Origin of the sequence: Brucella lupini (genome assembly GCF_002252535.1) — a bacterium.
Classification (GTDB): domain Bacteria; phylum Pseudomonadota; class Alphaproteobacteria; order Rhizobiales; family Rhizobiaceae; genus Brucella; species Brucella anthropi.
In genome coordinates, this window is the sequence record NZ_NNRN01000062.1 from 400,932 (window position 1) to 418,779 (window position 17,848).

The window sequence follows — 17,848 nt, forward strand, 5'->3', positions numbered from 1 at the left end:
TGGGTGCATTCATTGTTTGAGCCCTTGGGCAATCGCGCTGGAGGTGACTTTCAGGAGATCAATATATGTGGGCACGGGACCGTCGGGGTCCGAAAGTGAATCAACATAGAGAACACCGGCATATTTTGCGCCGGTCTCACGAGCGACCTGCTTGGCTGGGGCAGGAGAAACCGTGCTTTCGGAAAAGACAGCCGTAATGCCATTTTCACGCACTGCATCAATCACTTTTCGCACCTGCTGTGGAGTGCCCTGTTGGTCTGCATTGATTGGCCAGAGATAAAGCTCTTTCAAACCGAAGTCCCGAGCCAGATAGGAGAATGCGCCTTCACTTGAAACGAGCCAACGCTTGTCTTCAGGAATAGCTGCCAGCTCAGCCCGGATAGGATCGATCGTCGCTTTAATCTTCGCTTTGTAAATCTCTGCATTCGCCTTGTAGATGTCAGCGTTCGCCGGATCATTTTTGACGAACGCATCCCGAATATTGTCCACGTAGATCAATGCGGCATTCGGTGACATCCAGGCATGCGGATTTGGCTTGCCGCTATAAGGTCCCTCGCTGATATCGATTGGCTCAACGCCATCGGAAACAACTGCGCTTGGAACATCCTTGAGACGTGAAAAGAATTTTTCGAACCATAGTTCCAGGCCAAGGCCATTCCAGAGGACCAGCTTGGCGTCCTGGGCTTTAATCAGGTCTCCCGGTGTTGGCTGATAATTGTGGATCTCGGCACCTGGCTTCGTGATTGACTCAACCGTCGCGGCATCGCCCGCAACATTCTGCGCAATATCGGCGATAACAGTAAATGTCGTCACGGCCTTGAATTTCTCCGCAAAAGCAACGCTTGCGCTTGTCCAGAGAAGAGCTCCGCTCACGAGACCGAGTGTCGTTGTTCGTAAAATACGACGCAGCATATCCAAATCCTTGTTGCCAATCAGTTGCAATTGCATAGCCGATCGCTGTTTTACGATCAAGTGCTATTGCAAACCATTTGCAAAAGAATGGTCGATGTTTAGCGCTTGAGATTCCGATTGCAAATTTCAATTACACGTTTAAATTGTATTATTGTAAATACTGAAGTTTATTGGTTGTATTTTTGACAAGTGTACGACAGGGAGGCTGTGCGCGGTCTAGCAACAAACTGTGTGTTCTTATTCTCTGTTTTCAGATCGAATGATTAAGGTGAGGATGAGCTTAGTGATTGAATTTCAATCAATTATTATAGATTAGAGAGCGGGGAAGGAGGCTGGTACAAAAGTGCAGACGAAAGTGAGCAAGAGCGGTTTAACGTGCGCGACTACCCAAATCGGGGTGGCGAGTTACCACAGAGATATTACAACCATCATTATCCTGCGAGAGCACGCCCGCAATTTAAAATGGTATTCTTCTGTGGAGACGGATGAGAAATCTAGTTTCCCAGCCGGAACTGTTTTCATTGTTCCGGCTTTTACAACTTTATCAATTAACTGGTCTGATCCCGTCGAAATCATAATCATGCAGCCTGATCAGCAATTTTTTCAGGATAGTTTTTTTCAGAATTCTCTATTCAAGGAAAACAACGGCCCCAAGAACGTTACGAGTTTCTCATGCAAAGATTGCATGCCGCTATCTCATTTGATCTGGGATGAAATTTGCCAGCGAGGCGGACAGGATGAAGCTTACCTGAATGCTCTAGGGTTGGTTCTAATGCGTACGATCGCACGCGTCTTGTTGAATGAGCGCGCTTCAACTGACAGTAAGATCGGACTCAGCAAAGCAGCGCGTCATCAGATAGAAGCCTATCTCAACCAAAACTTTCACAAGCCTCTTTCGGTTCCGGACATGGCAGCATTGTTGGGAATTTCAGCAGGGCATTTTTCGACATGCTTTCGAAAGAGTTTTGGGCAGACGCCTCACCAGTACCTGATGGAACTGAGACTTGACGAAGCTGAGCGGTGCCTCAGAAAAACATCGATGCCAATAAATGAGATCGCACGCCATTTGAATTTTTCCAGCCAGAGCCACCTTACAACGGCTTTGCGAAAACATCGACAGACCACGCCAGGCGAATTACGCAAGTAGAGCTATCGGGGCGCTCTTGGCAATAATGGCCCATTCTTGTGTCGTCCTCATAGAGCAATGGGTCTGGGCGATGGTAACATCAGGCACGAAATAGTTGATCAACTTTACGCGTCGGTCGGCCTTCGTTTCAGCCATTTGCGCCAGATGTGGATTTCACTTCTGCGGCGCAAGCGGCGGACACGATGAGAATCGTGAGAAAGCACGATAAGCCCAAGTGGAAGCATCCAGAAACCGAGAATCGGGAGAAACCCCAACGAGCCGCCGACAACGAGTGTGCCGCCAAGCATGCGCCGCATCATGACTGATTGCGGCATTGGGATTCGCCGACCAAGAATCACGATGGCTTTTTTCCGGGGTGTTTCGGCGTATTCGTCACTCACAGGCGCATCTCTTAGGCTGATATGTTACAATTCACAGGAGGAAAACGTCCCAGAGAATATAGGGTTTTTGTCCCATAATGCAAAAAGATGAAAAAAAATGGATTTAGCCCTTTGCAAACGCGAAATCCTTTTGCTATACGCCACCTCGCTGACACGACGAGCACCTGTTCCCCGGTAGCTCAGCGGTAGAGCAACCGGCTGTTAACCGGTTGGTCGCTGGTTCGAATCCGGCCCGGGGAGCCACTTCATTTCATGAGGTTGCTCAATTTTCCACTGCATTCAAAACGAAGTTTCTGGCGTAGTGCACTTTGGTGCGTGACCGAACTACTTGGACACTCTATTGATTGCGGTGTAAGGGCACGCTAACGATTTAGCGAGTTTGTCGGGACGACGTAGCTAAGCGCTTGAGAGCGCAGGCATTGTACGGTTGGCCATTACCTTCGCGAACGATCAGAATCCCTCCATGTGAGCTCGCCGGTATCATCTCAATTCAAAGCGGATAGATAGCGATGAATCTATAATGCGCCCTTTAACGGGTGACGATATTCATTCTTGCTGAAGCATTTTGAACCAAATCGTTCTTCGCGCGTTGATTAGCTGTCTGTTAACCATGATTGGAGAGTGGCAATGCCTTGGTATTTTCGTCTCGAATCCGGCTTCGCCGCAGTCTTTGTAATCGCGGTCTGCGCCCACATGTTTGTTCAGTTGATCCGATAACAATTCGGCCTGTTACAAACATTAGGTAACATCGATGGTCAGTAATGGCAGGTCAATTGAATGGCCAGTCACTCGTGTAGGGGAGCGTTGGTTCACGATCTCTTCGAGAGGTCACTGAAGGTTGGGTGATCTGTCGAGAAGACCAACTTGATATGATCAAGTTTGGTGAGTATGCCGTATGAAATCATCGTAACTCTTAGTTTCAGCTGTCGTTGATTCCAGGAAAAGTTCTTGTAACGCCTCACTATTGTGGGAGGCGCCGTAAAGGCGCGGGACGGATAACTTCTCCGATTCAATTGAGCTCTTCCGCACTAAAACGAACGAAATTTACACTACACTGGACTTGCCGTACGAGATAAAAGTCGAATTTTGAGGGGTAATCTAAGCACCTGCTGGCAACCTCGTACTTGTGACCTACCTTTGGTTCCATATCGTCCGCTTTTGCTGAATCTAGGAGAGATGCTCTGGCGTTAGTGTCAACGATGGCTTCCGCAGTGGCATTCATGCTGCACTGATAGACGTTGGTCCGCACACCAAGGTGGTCAAGTCCGATGCCGTGGCGGATAAGATTGTTGCTGTTGACTTGAACAGGATATCTCGTTTGCTGAGTTGCGGTTCTGTGTACCCAGGCGGAAGACGGTCGGACGCTGAATAATATGGCCTCGGTCAAGCGAAGCAAACTGTGGCCACGATTATCCCGCAGAGCCAATCTTTGTACCGACAGTTCTGACCGGACGCTTCTTTGGGCGCTTCGTACGAGTTGATCCGGGTTTCGATGCCGACGGAAGCAACGGGTTGAAGTCGCCTTGAGCCTTATTGTGCCGGCGTATCGTTTTCTTGCGGCTGAGAAGCTTCAGCAGGCGCGGGAGCAGGCTGTTGAGGTACTGGTGCAGGTTCTTCTGCAAGGACCTCATTTGTCTTGGTTTTTATGTCTTCTGCTGTCTGTTGGCTGATCAGTCCTTGCGACGCGGCAAAGCCGACAACAACTGCGATGACTGCACCCACAAGGGCAGCTTTAAGCTTCGGTGACATAGCTGGCTCTCCTGCCAAGTATAGTTTATGTCCCGCCCGATGCATCAAATCAGTCATACAATACATGCGTCATTTTTTTCAATGGTTTCTCAATTTTTTCTCGCGGTGCTTGGTGCTCTTACACATCGGTAAATAGCTGATCTCGTTCTAAACTAAAGTGACGGGTGACAAATTTTTACCGTATGATAAAAATATACAAAAATAGTGGGAGGGGATAATGTTTGATAAGAAAGGCATAGAAGCGCCTCGTATACGAGCGATTGAATGGATCGAGCAACTTTCGATACCGAGGTTCTTGGTGCTTGTTGCGCTCTGTAGTGCCGGTACGGGCGTGATTCTTAGTCAGCTGATATGAATAGTGGCCGCAAAGTCTTGTTTTTGCGCCGTTGGAGTTCAGAAGTGTTTGAAATATTTCTCATCTGGCAATAGCGGGATTGCGCTTGCCAATTCTGTCGAAATTACAAAGCGTCCAAATTACGTATTTATTGCGCGTTACACGAACACAAATACCACCAAACATGTCTGCAATTTCTTTAGACTTCACCTGCCGAAGCTTTTGTTTTGTTCACGACAACAAACAGAGCCAAGTATGTTCCGCTCGATGTCACACGGGTTCGCCCAATTTTTGCGTAACCATTTGTAATTTATAGGCATTAACTTCCAACATGATGCAACAAGGCTTGCCATGTCGAATTCGACGCTGATCTCAATAGTCTATTGATTTTATATATGGAAATATTGGAGGCCTCGCCCGGAATCGAACCGGGGTGCAAGGATTTGCAGTCCTCTGCGTAACCACTCCGCCACGAGGCCTTCCGTAAGGCAGTTGCCAAATCAGTTGGTAGCGCCTTGGCCCGTTCCAATATTGATACAGATCGGTCTCGTCAAGCCGTTAGAGCCAAATGTAGAAGATTTCTACAAAGGTTTCTTCGCGCTTTGTAATTTCAATGCTGGTCGTCTCGATCTGGCGGCATTTGCGGGCGCGCCAGATTGCCCTTGGAGAAGGTATAGCCGGTTTCGACAACACTCAATCCAAATTTGTTTCGCAACTTGTCGATGGCATTTTCGGCGACGGCGCGTTTGGTGGCCTGAGTGTCTACTAGATCGGGCGGATCGGCGCGATCACTTGAAGAAAGCTCGCTAACCCCAATCCCTAGCAATCTAAATCGTGTACCATCGAGTTCTTTTTCGAGAAGCTGCAATCCGTGGCGGAAGATTCTATCCGCGAGCTGGGTCGGATCGGAAAGCTGCCGATTGCGCGTACGCGATTTGAAGTCGTGTGTTTTCAGCTTCAAAACGACAGTACGCCCGGCTATTTCACTTGCTTTCAGTCGCCGCGAGACCTTTTCGGCGAGCGCCCGAAGAACAGGAACGAGATCGTTGGCATCCGACAAGTCATTGTTGAAGGTTGTCTCTGCCGAAACGCTTTTCATATCATGGTCCGGCTCGACCTTGCGGCTGTCCTGTCCTCGTGACAAACGGTAAAGACGCTGCCCCATAGTGCCATACGCCTTCATAAGTGCACCTTCTTCCATCGTCTGGAGTTGGCCGATCGACCTGATTCCATCACTTTCCAGTTTGGCTGCGAAAGCCTTGCCTACTCCCCAGATCGTGCTGACGGATCGGTCTCGCAGAAACGTCAGGGCTTCTGCTTCACCGATAACGGAAAAACCGCGCGGCTTTTCGATATCTGATGCAACCTTGGCCAGAAACTTGCAATAGGATAGTCCGATCGAGGCGGAAATGCCTATCTCATCCTCTACGCGTTTGGCGAAACTTGCGAGAACGATTGCGGGTGGAGCCTTATGCAAGCGTTCCGTGCCGCTCAGATCCAGAAAAGCCTCATCGATGGAAAGAGGTTCAACGAGGGGCGTCAGGTCACGCATCATTTGCCGCACTTCACGACCGACGCGAACATACTTTTCCATGTTTGGCTTAACGACGACGGCGTCGGGACAGGCTTCCAGTGCCTTGAACATGGGCATGGCAGACCGCACGCCATGAATGCGGGCGAGATAGCAGGCCGTCGATACCACGCCGCGTTTTCCGCCGCCGATAATGAGCGGTTTGTCCCGAAGTTCCGGATTGTCCCGCTTTTCAACTGATGCGTAAAAAGCGTCGCAATCAATGTGTGCCAGAGAGAGCTTATAAAGCTCGCTATGACGGAGAAGGCGAGGGCTGCCGCATGCATGGCATCGTCTGCCTGTGTTCGATTTTTGCGGCGTAAGGCAGTCGCGGCATACACCTTTTTCCGAACTGTTAGGTGCAATGGTGTCAGCCATGAGGACGAACCGTCTGATGAACATAAAAGGAACATCCTTTTATAGCATCGAAAGGCTGAAGTGCCATGGGGATATATCATCCCGGTTGGTCTTACACTTGACATTGCCGGGAATATCACCAAGTTTAGCAATATGAACAACCGTTTTGCATCCATACTTCATCGGGTTTATCCGATCACGGGATAGCTACCCTCGAGTTCTGCCTAGCGCAGGGGAACTCCGGGGGACGGTACGCCGCTTGTCCAAAAGCGGATTTCAAATAAGCGCTTTCATTAAAATCAATCTGAACGGCTTCGTGCAGAAACAGCACGGAGACTTATTACCTTTCAACAGCAGTGAGCACTCGCCATGAGCGGAAAGAATCGCAAGAAGCCCAATATCGTTGTTAGCGAAATCGACTATGAACGTCTGATGGGGCTGGCCACAAACGTTTCGGAACGTCTCGAGGAGATCGCCGAGGAGTTGATGGTTGAACTTGACCGCGCGAAAGTCGTTCCTGCGAAGCGTTTGCCGCAGAATGTGATTCACATGGGCTCTACTGTGGAGTTTCGCTCCAATGACGGGCAGGAGCGTCGGGTGACTCTGGTATATCCGGGCGAAGCGGATATCGCGCAGGGCAAAATTTCGATTCTCACGCCTATCGGCACTGCGCTGATTGGTCTTGCGCCCGGCCAGTCGATTTCCTGGACGGCACGCGATGGCAAGCAGCACGAGTTGAACGTATTGTCGGTTTCGAATGAAGCCCAGGTTTCAGCAGCAAATCCCGCTGCTGAATAGTTACCAAAAAGCCCGGCAGTGTCGGGCTTTTAATTTGCGGATCGAAGTCTTTGCTAAAGGTGCTGGTTCAGCCCGCCGGGCAGATATGACAAGGCTTTATCAATTGTTGCCGGATCACGGCCAGCCTCTTCGCAGTAGCGCAGCAGTGTCGGCTCATGTGTCAGAAAAAATTGTAATACCCCCGCCAGAAAGCCAGGTTCACGTGCTGCCTGCCGGATCGACGCAGCTTCAATGCCTGTCAGGGCGAGGAAGCGAGGCAGCAGGTCCTTGTCCTGAGCCAACCACGCCAACGCTTCAATGGCGATCGCTTCCGCATCCGCCTGGCTCATCAGCGTTTTCATGTGGTTTCTCCGCTTTTTCTGTTGCTCTGCCGAATGTGTAACGGTCGCTCAGTCGAGGAACAATGGAATTATTTGCCTTTCATCAATGAAATGAGGTTAAACTACCCGCAGTCTAAGAAGTGGGGACTCTCTGGCGGATAAGAAAATCGAGCAAATGCCGGGTTGCTGCAGGGAATAAGACCAAGGAATTTTCGATGCCGAAAAGCGTGATGATTGTCGAAGACAACGAACTCAATATGAAGTTGTTTCGCGATCTTATCGAAGCCAGCGGATATGAGACCATCCGGACGAGAAACGGGCTTGAGGCGCTCGATCTTGCGCGTGAACATCGACCTGATCTGATTCTCATGGACATACAGCTTCCCGAGGTGTCGGGACTGGAAGTCACAAAATGGCTGAAAGACGATGACGAGTTGCGGCACATTCCGGTTATTGCCGTGACAGCTTTTGCAATGAAGGGCGACGAGGAGCGTATTCGGCAGGGCGGCTGTGAAGCCTATATATCCAAGCCGATATCGGTGCCGCGCTTCATAGAGACAATCAAATCCTATTTGGGCGACGCTTAGCGGAAATCAGGGCGAGGGGCATCATGACTGCACGAATTCTCGTCGTTGACGATGTGGATTCCAATGTAAAGCTCCTCGAGGCAAGGCTCCTCTCCGAATATTATGAGGTTATTACGGCTTATAGCGGTCCTGAAGCCATTGAGCTTTGTCTGGGCGGCCAGATTGATGTCGTTCTTCTAGATATATTGATGCCGGAGATGGACGGTTTTGAAGTATGTCGTCGATTGAAAGATGATCCACGTACGTCCAATATTCCTGTTGTGATGGTGACGTCGCTCGATGGTGTCGATGACAAGATTCGCGGCCTTGAAGCTGGCGCCGACGACTTTCTGTCAAAGCCCGTCAGCGATCTTCAGTTATTGTCGCGTGTGAAGAGCCTGGCGCGGCTGAAACTGGTCTCTGATGAGCTTTTCCAGCGAACGGGCACGGTTGCGGACGCGGAAGTGGAAACGCTGCTGGCAAGCAAGATGGGCGGGAATTATGCCGATAAGGATGAGGTCGCCCGCATTCTCATAGTTGATGAGGACGAACTGGCGGCTGCACGCCTTCGTCTCATTCTTGGAGAGGCCTATCGTGTCGATGTGGCCAGCGATGCCAACACGGCTTTGATCCGGGCGATAGATACGGATTACGACAGTATCGTTGTTTCAGCCAACTTCACTTATTACGATCCGCTGCGCCTTTGTTCGCAGTTGCGAACCATTGAACGCACAAGGCTGGTGCCGATCATTCTCGTTGTTCGGGAAGATGAGGGCGCGCTCGTGGTGCGTGCGCTGGAGCTTGGCGTAAATGACTATCTGATGCGTCCGCTTGAGAAGCTGGAACTGTTTGCGCGCTTGCGAACCCAGATCAAACGGAAGTGCTATAACGATTTACTGCGGCAGAGCCTGAACCGTACGATCACCATGGCGGTGACGGATAGTCTCACAGGGCTGCACAACCGCCGCTATCTCGATACACATATGCCTGTCCTGCTGACCCGCGCCATGGGGCGCGAGCGGCCATTGTCAGTCATCATGCTCGACTTCGATCACTTCAAACGGATCAACGACCAGTACGGGCATGATGCTGGTGACGATGTTCTTCGCGAATTTGCGACGCGCCTGCGCAAGAATATTCGTGGGATGGATCTCATGTGTCGCTACGGCGGGGAGGAGTTTGTCGTCGTTCTGCCGGATAGCGATGTGGAGGCTGCGAAGGCTGTTGCCGAGCGAATCCGGATTGCTGTGTCAGACACGCCCTTTGCGGTTGCCAACGGCAAACACAAGGTCAACTTGACCATCAGTATGGGTGTTGCAGGGCTGAGGCTGATGGGGGATAGCGCTGACGCTCTTTTCTCGAGGACAGATGCTGCGCTCTATCAGGCAAAGAAAGGTGGTCGCAACCGCATTGTCTCTTCGGCAGCCTGAAGAATCCACGAAGCTGGAAACAAAAAAGCCGTCTCGAAAGAGACGGCTTTTTATTTCAATCATCTTGTCGATGACGACCGAAAACGAATTACTTGATCTTCGTTTCCTTGAACTCGACGTGCTTGCGCGCAATCGGGTCGTACTTGGTCTTTGTCATCTTTTCCGTCATCGTGCGGCTGTTCTTCTTCGTTACGTAGAAGAAGCCGGTGTCAGCGGTCGACAAAAGCTTGATCTTGATCGTCGTAGCCTTGGCCATATCGAATTACCTGCTCTGTATCTTTGCCGGAGCATGATCTTGCCGAAAATCGGTTCCCAATTCTCGGGATCATGCTCAATGGATGGAAACCTCCAGCGATTCCGGTAATCTCATCCGGCAGCGGAAATTTGGCGCGACACTACGTATTGGCGGCGAAAAGTCAAGCCCGCTTCTTCCTCAAAAGCAGCCTTCCTGCTGCAAAGAGTGCATATGCGGCAAAAAACACACCGAGAGTCATGGGGAATCCTTTTGGTCCCAGCATATCCATACCGACACCAACGGCTTGCGGTCCTGCAAGCATGCCGATGGCATAACAGAACACGAAAGCGGCATTGGCGGATGCCAGCTCACGTCCCGTCAGCTCGGAGCCGAGATGCGCGAGGCCGATCGTATAGAGACCAGCCACTACACCACCCCACAGGAACAGAATGGCTGCCATGAGATACCAGTGCTGCATGAGATAGGGCAGGGCGATCATACCGATCAGGCCCGTCGTGGCGCAGAAGAGCAGAAGTTTGCGGCGATCCGAAATGCGATCGCTGACAAGGCCTAATGGAATCTGCATCAACACATTGCCGAGGCCGATCATCGTAAGCAGAAGTGCTGCGTCTGCTTCCGGATAACCGATACGCGCTCCGAAGACTGGAAAGAGGGCAAAGCCGCCCGTTTCCACAGCGCCGAAAACAAAGACAGCCATGGTTGCAGTCGGAACGGCAAAGATGAAGGGCAGGAACGGTACGTGTTCGCCTTCTTCGAAATCGGGACTGTCGCGCCATGCGAACGCAACCGGTATGAGGGCGATCAGAATGATGACGAAGCCGACATAGAAAGGCAGTCCGCCCGTGCTCCCGATTTTCGAGAACAACCACGGTCCGAGCGCAAAGCCCAGCGAAAGTGATGTTGAATAGATTCCAAGCACGAGCCCGCGCTTTTCAGGTGGTGCGGAGGCGTTGATCCAGTACTCGGACAAAACGAAAAGCACGGTCAACGCGAAATGCAGGACGATGCGCAGCGCAAACCACGCCCAGAGCGGTTGAAAGAAGTGGAAGCCGAGAAAGGCTCCGCTTCCGATGATGAGCATAAGGAAGATCGCCTTGACCACACCCAGTCGTGCGGCGATGGGGGCGGCAAGGGGAGCCGCAACGATGGATGCCAGTCCTGCCACGGCAGTGTTAGCGCCTATCAGACTGGCGGAATGACCGCGGCTTTCCAGAAGAACGCTCAACAGCGGAATGCCCAGCCCAATTGCTGCACCAACTGCACTGATCGTGGCAATGGCTGCTGCAAGCGAACGCCAGTGCATCTGGCCCTCAGCCGGCCTGCCGCCAGGTTCTTGCGGGACAAGATCGGCGGGTTGGATTTCTTTATTCATCGGGTTCAGATCACTTCGCGAATGAAGCGGCCATGCCGCTTCCAATATTGTACCACCGGCAAGGTGGCTGGCAGTTCAAATTCGGTATCCGTTAGAAGCACGCGCGCTTCTTTCAAGATCGCCTGAGTAATATGAGCGACGTCGAGTGTATCGATTTGATCAATGGAAACCCAATCGAGGTCTTCCAGTTCGCCACTGGGAACGAGTGGCTGCTGATCGAGCTCCGGTATATGATCGCGAAATGCGATAAAAAAACGGGTGTCGAAACGGCGAACATAGTCCGGGGGCGTTACCGCGCGAGCAAAATAGCGCAGGCTGTCCAAAGCCGGCATCATGCCTTTATCGAGGAAGGCCGACCAGTCGTGATGTGTGGGCAAAGCAACCGGTGCTGAGATCGCTTGCCCGATGCGAAGGCCAGTCTCTTCAAAGGTTTCGCGAATGGCACATAGGCCGAGTGCACGGGCGCGACGCATCGATGCACGAGCCCCCATGCCTGCGAGCAGCTTGGCAACATCATTACTATTCAGTTCAGCCGCGACAGCGATAGCGCCGTCTACAGGATCGGCACGACCACCCGGAAAAACAAACTTTCCGGGCATAAAGGCGAGGCTGGCGTGGCGTCTGCCCATGAGAATTCGCGGCTTGCTGCCCGACCGGTCGACAAGCAAAAGGGATGCGGCATCACGCGGTCGCAAAGCTTTCACGGCTTTAGTTAAAGTGGACGGGGGCTGAACCATGGCAGTCATGGTGACCTTCAGGTCACGTCGCCATATTCACCTTCGCCCTTACCTCCGAAACCATGCATGTAGAGCGCCCATTGCAGGCCGATGGTCGCTCCCTTCATAGGTTGAAGCAGCAGCAGCGACATGATCACAGTCAACGGTCCCCAGATCGCCATATGAGCCCAGAGTGGCAGATTGGTGGTTGCTTCCACACCCATGAAAGCGCCTACAACCACGTGCCCCACGATCAGAATGGTGAGGTATGCAGGAAGGTCGTCGGCACGTTGTTCCGTGTAGTCTTCGCCACACACGGAACACTGCGCCACTGGCTTCACAAACGACCGGAAAAGCTTTCCTTCACCACAATGCGGGCAACGTCCGCGAAAGCCGCGCCACATAGCTTCACCCAAAGGGCGTTTCGGGTGAGCGGCCTTGGGGCTTTCGCCACCGAAAACCTGAACATTTTGCGCGGAATTGGCCTCTAGCGTGCTCATCAGCGACCTCTTCTCTTCTGACGCGGAATACCCGCGGGTTTACCCCTTCGCCCACGCATCGTCCGGCTTGCCTTATGATGCGAGCGGGTCGCCATCGGCAGGGGATGCGGTTCCGAAACCATCTCAAAGCGAAGCGCGCCCGCAACGGGGAGCGCTTCTACAAGCCGAACCGTCACTGTATCACCAAGCCGGAAGCCTTTACCGCTCCGTTCACCGGCAATCGCATGGTTCGCTTCGTCATATAAATAGTATTCATGACCTAAAGTTGAAATGGGTACCAGCCCATCCGCGCCATATGTCGCAAGGTTCACGAAAAGACCGGCCCGCGTTACGCCCGTCACGCGCCCTTCATATTCGTCTCCAAGATGTGCGGCGAGAAAATGTGCAATGAGACGGTCAACAGTTTCACGCTCGGCCAGCATGGCGCGACGTTCGGTCGAGGAGATGAGCGCGGAGATTTCTTCGAGATGCGCTTCCTCCTCTGTCGTTAGTCCGTCACTTCCAAGGTTCAGGGCCTTGATCAGAGCGCGGTGAACGATGAGATCGGCATAACGGCGGATCGGCGAGGTGAAATGCGCATAGCGGCTCAAATGCAGGCCGAAATGTCCGATATTATCAGGGTTATATTCCGCTTGGCTTTGTGTGCGCAGCACGACCTGATTGACCAGTTCTTGATGATCCGAGCCTTCAACGGCTTCAAGAATCCGGTTGAACTGCGCGGGTTGCAGCTCCGCGCCTTTGGCAAGACTCAGATCAAGCGTACGCAGGAATTCACGTAGGGTTTCCTGTTTGGCAAGAGCCGGAGCATCATGAATGCGGAAAATCAACGGCTGACGGTGCGCTTCCAATGTTTCTGCAGCAGCGACATTCGCCTGAATCATGAACTCTTCGATAAGCTTGTGTGCATCGAGCCGTTCAGGAACGATAACCTTATCTACCTTGCCATCGGGCGTGAGCAGGATTTTCTTTTCCGGTAAATCGAGTTCCAGCGGTTCGCGAGCATCGCGCCCACGCTTCAGCACAGCATAGGCGCCCCACAGCGGTTTTAGTATGCTGTCGAGAATAGGCGCGGTCTTGTCATCCGGCGCGCCGTCAATGGCAGCCTGGGCTTGTGAATAGGCAAGCTTAGCCGCCGATTTCATCATGATGCGATGGAATTTGTGCGACTTCTTGCGCCCGTCAGAAGCAAAAATCATACGGACGGCAAGAGCGGGGCGATCTTCAAGCTCACGAAGCGAACAGAGGTTGTTTGAAATCCGTTCGGGAAGCATCGGCACGACCCTGTCCGGGAAATAGACCGAGTTACCGCGCTTCTGTGCTTCACGATCAAGCGCGGAATCTGGACGGACATAGGCGGCGACGTCAGCAATCGCTACTATAACAATCTGGCCACCCGGATTTTCCGGGTCTTTATCCGGCTCGGCGTAAACGGCGTCGTCATGATCTTTGGCGTCAGCCGGATCAATGGTGAGAAGCGGAATGTTGCGCCAGTCTTCCCGACCGTCCATCGTCGCAGGCTGGGCGGCTTCTGCTTCGCTCAGCGCTTCAGCCGGGAAAACATGCGGAATTTCATGCTCATGGATGGCAATCATCGACAGGGCTTTTTCGCTATCGATAGACCCAACCACCTGTCGAACTTTGCCGCGCGGCAATCCCTGACGACGCGAGGAAATCAGGTCCACTTCAACAAGATCACCGGCTTCAGCATTTTCCAGCTGTGCCGGATCGAGCTGCACCTCAGGCTGTTTTCTGTTTACCGGGTCCAACCGCCATTCACCGTTGCCGAGCTCGCGAACAATACCCAGCACCGCGTTCGTGCGGTGCTCGAGACGCTTCATGACGCGGGCGGTATAATCCGGTCCGTCGCGATCTTCACTGCGGAATATTTTCGCCAGAACGCGATCCCCGACGCCCACTGCGGGACCGCCTTCCGAAGCTTTATTCAATCGGGTGCGGCGGATCAGGACAATAGGTGGTTTGCCGTAACTGGCTTCGTCCCATTCCGACGGCCGTGCGAGCAAACCGCCATCTTCGTCGCGCCCGGTAATATCCAGCACGGTGACGGCAGGCAATGCGCCGGGGCGAGACAGTTTGCGGGCGCGTTTTTCAACCAACCCCTCATCAGAAAGTTCGCGTAGAAGATCTTTCAGATAAACCCGCGCATCGCCCTTGATGTTGAATGCTTTTGCCAGTTCGCGCTTGCCTGCCCGGTCAGGATTCTCTTCAATATATTTGAGAACCTCTTCGCGGGTTGGCAGAAACGCATTGGGATCGCTGTTCCCATCGGCAGATTTTGCTGTGGCTGCACGCCGTTCGGTCCGTGCGGATCGACCGGTATCGGATTTGGAAAAACGGCGTGCCAATTGCTACTCCTCTACCGTCTCGGCCTTGGATTTGGCTTTCGGCTTGGCTGTCGACTTGGCTTTTGCTGGTGCCTTCTTGGCCGCGGGCTTTTTTGCAGCAGCTTTCTTTTCAGTGCTGGCTGAAGCCTTGCGGGCAGGGGTTTTTTTACTCTTGGAAGACCCGGCCTTTTCCGTAATCAGAGCCAACGCTTCTTCCAGCGTGACACTTGCCGGGTCCTTGCCCTTCGGCAAAGTGGCGTTGACTTTGCCCCAGTTGACATAAGGCCCATAGCGACCGTCGCGAACAGTGATCGAACCACCGTCAGGATGGTCGCCAAGTGTCGCCAATGCAGCCGGCGTGGAGCGGCCACGACCGCCACCCTTCGACTGTTTGTCGGCCAGAACCGACACGGCGCGATTGAGGCCGACGGAGAAGACCTCTTCGGCATTCTCCAGGTTGGCGAACGTGCCGTCATGGCTGACGTAAGGCCCGTAGCGACCGATGCCAGCGGAGATCATCTTGCCGGTTTCTGGATGCTGCCCGATGTCGCGCGGCAGTGACAGAAGCGCAACGGCTTTCTCATGGTCGAGCGTATCTACGGTCCAGCCTTTCGGAAGGCTGGCGCGCTTTGCTTCCTTGCCCTCGCCACGTTGGACATAGGGGCCGAAACGACCGGTCCGTGCAGTAATTTCCTCACCGGTGAATGGGTCCTTGCCAAGTGACTTCGGTTCGTCTGCAGCAGCAGATTCGCCGTTGGCGTCGCCGCCGAGCTGGCGAGTATACTTGCATTCCGGATAGTTGGAACAGCCGACGAATGCACCGTATTTTCCAAGCTTCAACGACAGCATTCCTGTGCCGCAGGTCGGGCACGAACGCGGATCGCTACCGTCTTCTCGTGCCGGGAACACCAGCGGCGCCAGTTCTTCGTTCAGTGCGTCGAGAACATTGGTGACGCGCAATTCCTTGATGTCATCGACATTACCCGAGAAGTCGCGCCAGAAATCGCGCAAAACGTCTTTCCAGGAAAGCTTGCCGTCCGAAATAAGATCGAGCTTTTCCTCAAGGTCTGCCGTGAAATCATATTCCACATAGCGCTCGAAAAAACTTTCGAGGAAGGCGGTGACCAGACGACCCTTGGGTTCCGGAATGAGCTTGCGCTTGTCGATGGTGATGTATTCGCGATCACGCAGCGTGGCTAAAGTCGCGGCATAGGTCGAAGGACGACCGATACCGAGTTCTTCCATCTTCTTGATGAGCGAAGCTTCCGAATAGCGCGGCGGCGGTTCGGTCGAATGCTGGGTCGCATCGATCTTCTCGCGCGCCAGAGCTTCACCGGAACGAATTTCCGGCAGCTTTGCGCTATCCTCGTCGTCGTCCTCTTCTTCGCGATGATCCATATAGGCTGCGAGGAAGCCATCGAACTTAGTGACAGACCCATTGGCGCGCAGCATGGCCGAGCGCGAACTGTTGACCGCCTCAATGTCGACGGTTGTACGCTCAATGTCGGCAGCCTGCATCTGGCTGGCGATGGCGCGCTTCCAGATGAGCTCATAGAGCCGCGCCTGATCGTCATCGAGATAGCGACGCACATCCTTCGGGTGACGCGAGAAATCCGTTGGCCGGATGGCTTCGTGCGCTTCCTGTGCGTTCTTTGCCTTGCTGGAATAATAGCGCGGCTTTTCCGGCACATATTTTGCGCCGAAGCTTTTGCCGATGGCGTCACGGGCCGCATTGATGGCTTCTGGAGCTATCTGCACGCCATCGGTACGCATATAGGTGATCAGGCCGGCAGTCTCGCCGCCAATATCGACACCTTCGTAAAGTCGCTGCGCCACCTGCATGGTGCGCGAGGCAGAAAATCCGAGCTGGCCGGATGCGGCCTGCTGCAAGGTTGACGTGGTGAATGGCGGCCCCGGATTGCGCTTGGTTGGCTTTGCCTCGACAGAAAGAGCCTTGAAGCTTGCGCCTTCCAGCATGGTGCGAATGGCCGTTGCCTGTTCACCATTCTTGATATCGAGTTTGCCGAGCTTCTTGCCGTCAACGGCAGTGAGACGGGCGGTGAAACCGTCATTGCGCGGCGTTTTCAACAACGCCGCGATATTCCAGTATTCCTCACGGATGAAGCGTTCGATCTCGGATTCGCGATCTGCAACGAGACGCAGCGCCACTGACTGAACGCGGCCAGCCGAGCGCGCGCCCGGCAGTTTGCGCCACAGAACTGGCGAAAGCGTGAAGCCGACAAGATAATCCAGTGCACGGCGTGCAAGATATGCATCGACCAGAGGTTCATCGATGTCGCGCGGATTGGCGATGGCATCCAGAACAGCCTTCTTGGTGATGGCATTGAAAGCCACACGTTTGACTGTCTTGCCCTTGAGCGCCTTTTTCTGGTTGAGCACTTCAAGCACATGCCAGGAAATGGCTTCACCTTCGCGATCCGGATCGGTTGCGAGAATGATGCCATCGCTGTCTTTCAGCGCTTTGACAATATCGGCAAGGCGTTTGGAGGAATTGCTATCCACCTCCCACGACATTGCAAAGTCTTCGTCGGGACGAACCGAGCCATCCTTGGCTGGCAAGTCCCGCACATGACCGAACGAGGCCAGAACCTTATAGTTCGAGCCCAGATATTTATTGATGGTTTTAGCCTTGGCAGGCGATTCGACAACGACGACGTTCATTTAAAGCAGCCCAGATTCGCGCCCCATGGAGATAAAATACCTCCTCTCCGCGTGAAATTCGTTGCCTTCACATGAACAGCGGGCAGCGTTTGGTCAAGAGCAGGACAACAAAAATCACGAAATACAACTTAAGATTGCTGTTAAGTTGAATGAAACCAATAGTAGCATAGGGTATGAAGAAATCGAGTTTATCTCTCGAGGAGATAGGTATGGATGATACGGCGAGTTTTCCAGAGATGGAAGACGGTGAGGATATGGAAACCGCGACTCGCTCCGAGACGGTAGCATATATAGAGCAGATGCTTGAACAGCTCAGTTTGATGGCGAAAAGTACGAATTATGTGTTGCTGGCTTATATGATCGAAATAGCTCTCATTGAGGCTCGGGAAGCGCTTCACAATGAGGCCGGGTCGTAAC

General features: G+C 53.0%; 16 protein-coding genes and 2 tRNA genes. 6 read left to right on the top strand and 12 right to left on the bottom strand.

Translation table 11 applies throughout. The annotated features are described in order from the left end of the window. Positions 1 to 9: 9 nt before the first annotated feature. Complete coding sequence (locus CES86_RS25300; RefSeq protein WP_143851112.1) at positions 10 to 912, bottom strand: metal ABC transporter substrate-binding protein; 903 nt, start codon at positions 910 to 912, stop codon at positions 10 to 12. A gap of 343 nt (positions 913 to 1,255) precedes the next feature. Between CES86_RS25300 and CES86_RS25305 the strand changes: the two genes are divergently transcribed. Then, positions 1,256 to 2,059, top strand: a complete 804-nt coding sequence (locus CES86_RS25305) for a helix-turn-helix domain-containing protein (RefSeq protein WP_040128296.1) — start codon at positions 1,256 to 1,258, stop codon at positions 2,057 to 2,059. A 104-nt stretch (positions 2,060 to 2,163) separates the two neighbouring features. Here CES86_RS25305 and CES86_RS25310 read toward each other — a convergent pair whose 3' ends face one another. Further along, a complete protein-coding gene (locus tag CES86_RS25310) occupies positions 2,164 to 2,373 on the bottom strand; it encodes a hypothetical protein (protein ID WP_010658883.1) in 210 nt (69 codons plus the stop codon). 234 nt (positions 2,374 to 2,607) lie between these two features. On the opposite strand from CES86_RS25310, the gene CES86_RS25315 reads away from it, so the two are divergent. After that, positions 2,608 to 2,682: transfer RNA gene (locus CES86_RS25315), tRNA-Asn, on the top strand. 1,287 nt (positions 2,683 to 3,969) lie between these two features. Here CES86_RS25315 and CES86_RS25325 read toward each other — a convergent pair. From CES86_RS25325 to CES86_RS25335, 3 genes are all read right to left on the bottom strand, one after another. Further along, positions 3,970 to 4,188 (bottom strand): hypothetical protein, encoded by a 219-nt coding sequence (locus CES86_RS25325; RefSeq protein WP_094515713.1) that lies wholly within the window; start codon positions 4,186 to 4,188, stop codon positions 3,970 to 3,972. 739 nt (positions 4,189 to 4,927) lie between these two features. Then, positions 4,928 to 5,001 (bottom strand) — tRNA-Cys (locus CES86_RS25330). A 131-nt stretch (positions 5,002 to 5,132) separates the two neighbouring features. After that, positions 5,133 to 6,470 (bottom strand): DNA polymerase IV, encoded by a 1,338-nt coding sequence (locus CES86_RS25335; RefSeq protein ID WP_094515832.1) that lies wholly within the window; start codon positions 6,468 to 6,470, stop codon positions 5,133 to 5,135. 348 nt (positions 6,471 to 6,818) lie between these two features. On the opposite strand from CES86_RS25335, the gene rnk reads away from it, so the two are divergent. Continuing rightward, positions 6,819 to 7,247, top strand: a complete 429-nt coding sequence (gene rnk, locus CES86_RS25340) for a nucleoside diphosphate kinase regulator (RefSeq protein ID WP_012093058.1) — start codon at positions 6,819 to 6,821, stop codon at positions 7,245 to 7,247. A 53-nt stretch (positions 7,248 to 7,300) separates the two neighbouring features. Here the strand turns inward: rnk and CES86_RS25345 are convergent, their stop codons facing one another. Beyond that, entirely contained in the window at positions 7,301 to 7,588 is a 288-nt protein-coding gene (locus CES86_RS25345; RefSeq protein WP_094515714.1) for a DUF3572 domain-containing protein, read from the bottom strand. A 194-nt stretch (positions 7,589 to 7,782) separates the two neighbouring features. On the opposite strand from CES86_RS25345, the gene CES86_RS25350 reads away from it, so the two are divergent. Beyond that, a complete protein-coding gene (locus CES86_RS25350) occupies positions 7,783 to 8,154 on the top strand; it encodes a response regulator (RefSeq protein WP_010658876.1) in 372 nt (123 codons plus the stop codon). A 23-nt stretch (positions 8,155 to 8,177) separates the two neighbouring features. Beyond that, complete coding sequence (locus CES86_RS25355) at positions 8,178 to 9,563, top strand: PleD family two-component system response regulator (RefSeq protein WP_094515715.1); 1,386 nt, start codon at positions 8,178 to 8,180, stop codon at positions 9,561 to 9,563. 88 nt (positions 9,564 to 9,651) lie between these two features. Here the strand turns inward: CES86_RS25355 and rpmG are convergent, their stop codons facing one another. The 6 genes from rpmG to topA all read right to left on the bottom strand — a co-directional run bounded on the left by rpmG (position 9,652) and on the right by topA (position 17,431). Next, entirely contained in the window at positions 9,652 to 9,819 is a 168-nt protein-coding gene (gene rpmG, locus CES86_RS25360) for a 50S ribosomal protein L33 (RefSeq protein WP_002966024.1), read from the bottom strand. Between the two features lie 160 nt (positions 9,820 to 9,979). After that, the gene (locus CES86_RS25365) at positions 9,980 to 11,122 is read right to left on the bottom strand and encodes an MFS transporter (protein WP_010658874.1); all 1,143 of its coding nucleotides are present in this window, start codon (positions 11,120 to 11,122) and stop codon (positions 9,980 to 9,982) included. Positions 11,123 to 11,196: 74 nt separating this feature from the next. Then, positions 11,197 to 11,937 carry an NUDIX hydrolase gene (locus tag CES86_RS25370; protein ID WP_094515716.1) on the bottom strand — a complete coding sequence of 247 codons (741 nt, stop codon included), beginning with the start codon at positions 11,935 to 11,937 and terminating at the stop codon, positions 11,197 to 11,199. Positions 11,938 to 11,945: 8 nt separating this feature from the next. Continuing rightward, on the bottom strand, positions 11,946 to 12,407 hold the full coding sequence (locus CES86_RS25375; RefSeq protein ID WP_010658872.1) for a DUF983 domain-containing protein: 462 nt from the start codon (positions 12,405 to 12,407) through the stop codon (positions 11,946 to 11,948). Further along, positions 12,407 to 14,770 (bottom strand): ribonuclease R, encoded by a 2,364-nt coding sequence (gene rnr, locus CES86_RS25380; protein ID WP_094515717.1) that lies wholly within the window; start codon positions 14,768 to 14,770, stop codon positions 12,407 to 12,409. The genes CES86_RS25375 and rnr overlap by 1 nt, the downstream gene beginning before the upstream one ends. Before the next feature lie 3 nt (positions 14,771 to 14,773). Next, positions 14,774 to 17,431 (bottom strand): type I DNA topoisomerase, encoded by a 2,658-nt coding sequence (gene topA, locus CES86_RS25385; protein WP_012093053.1) that lies wholly within the window; start codon positions 17,429 to 17,431, stop codon positions 14,774 to 14,776. A gap of 209 nt (positions 17,432 to 17,640) precedes the next feature. Here topA and CES86_RS25390 point away from each other — a divergent pair, with 209 nt between their 5' ends. Beyond that, positions 17,641 to 17,847, top strand: a complete 207-nt coding sequence (locus CES86_RS25390) for a hypothetical protein (protein WP_040128683.1) — start codon at positions 17,641 to 17,643, stop codon at positions 17,845 to 17,847. The last annotated feature ends 1 nt before the right edge of the window (position 17,848 follow it).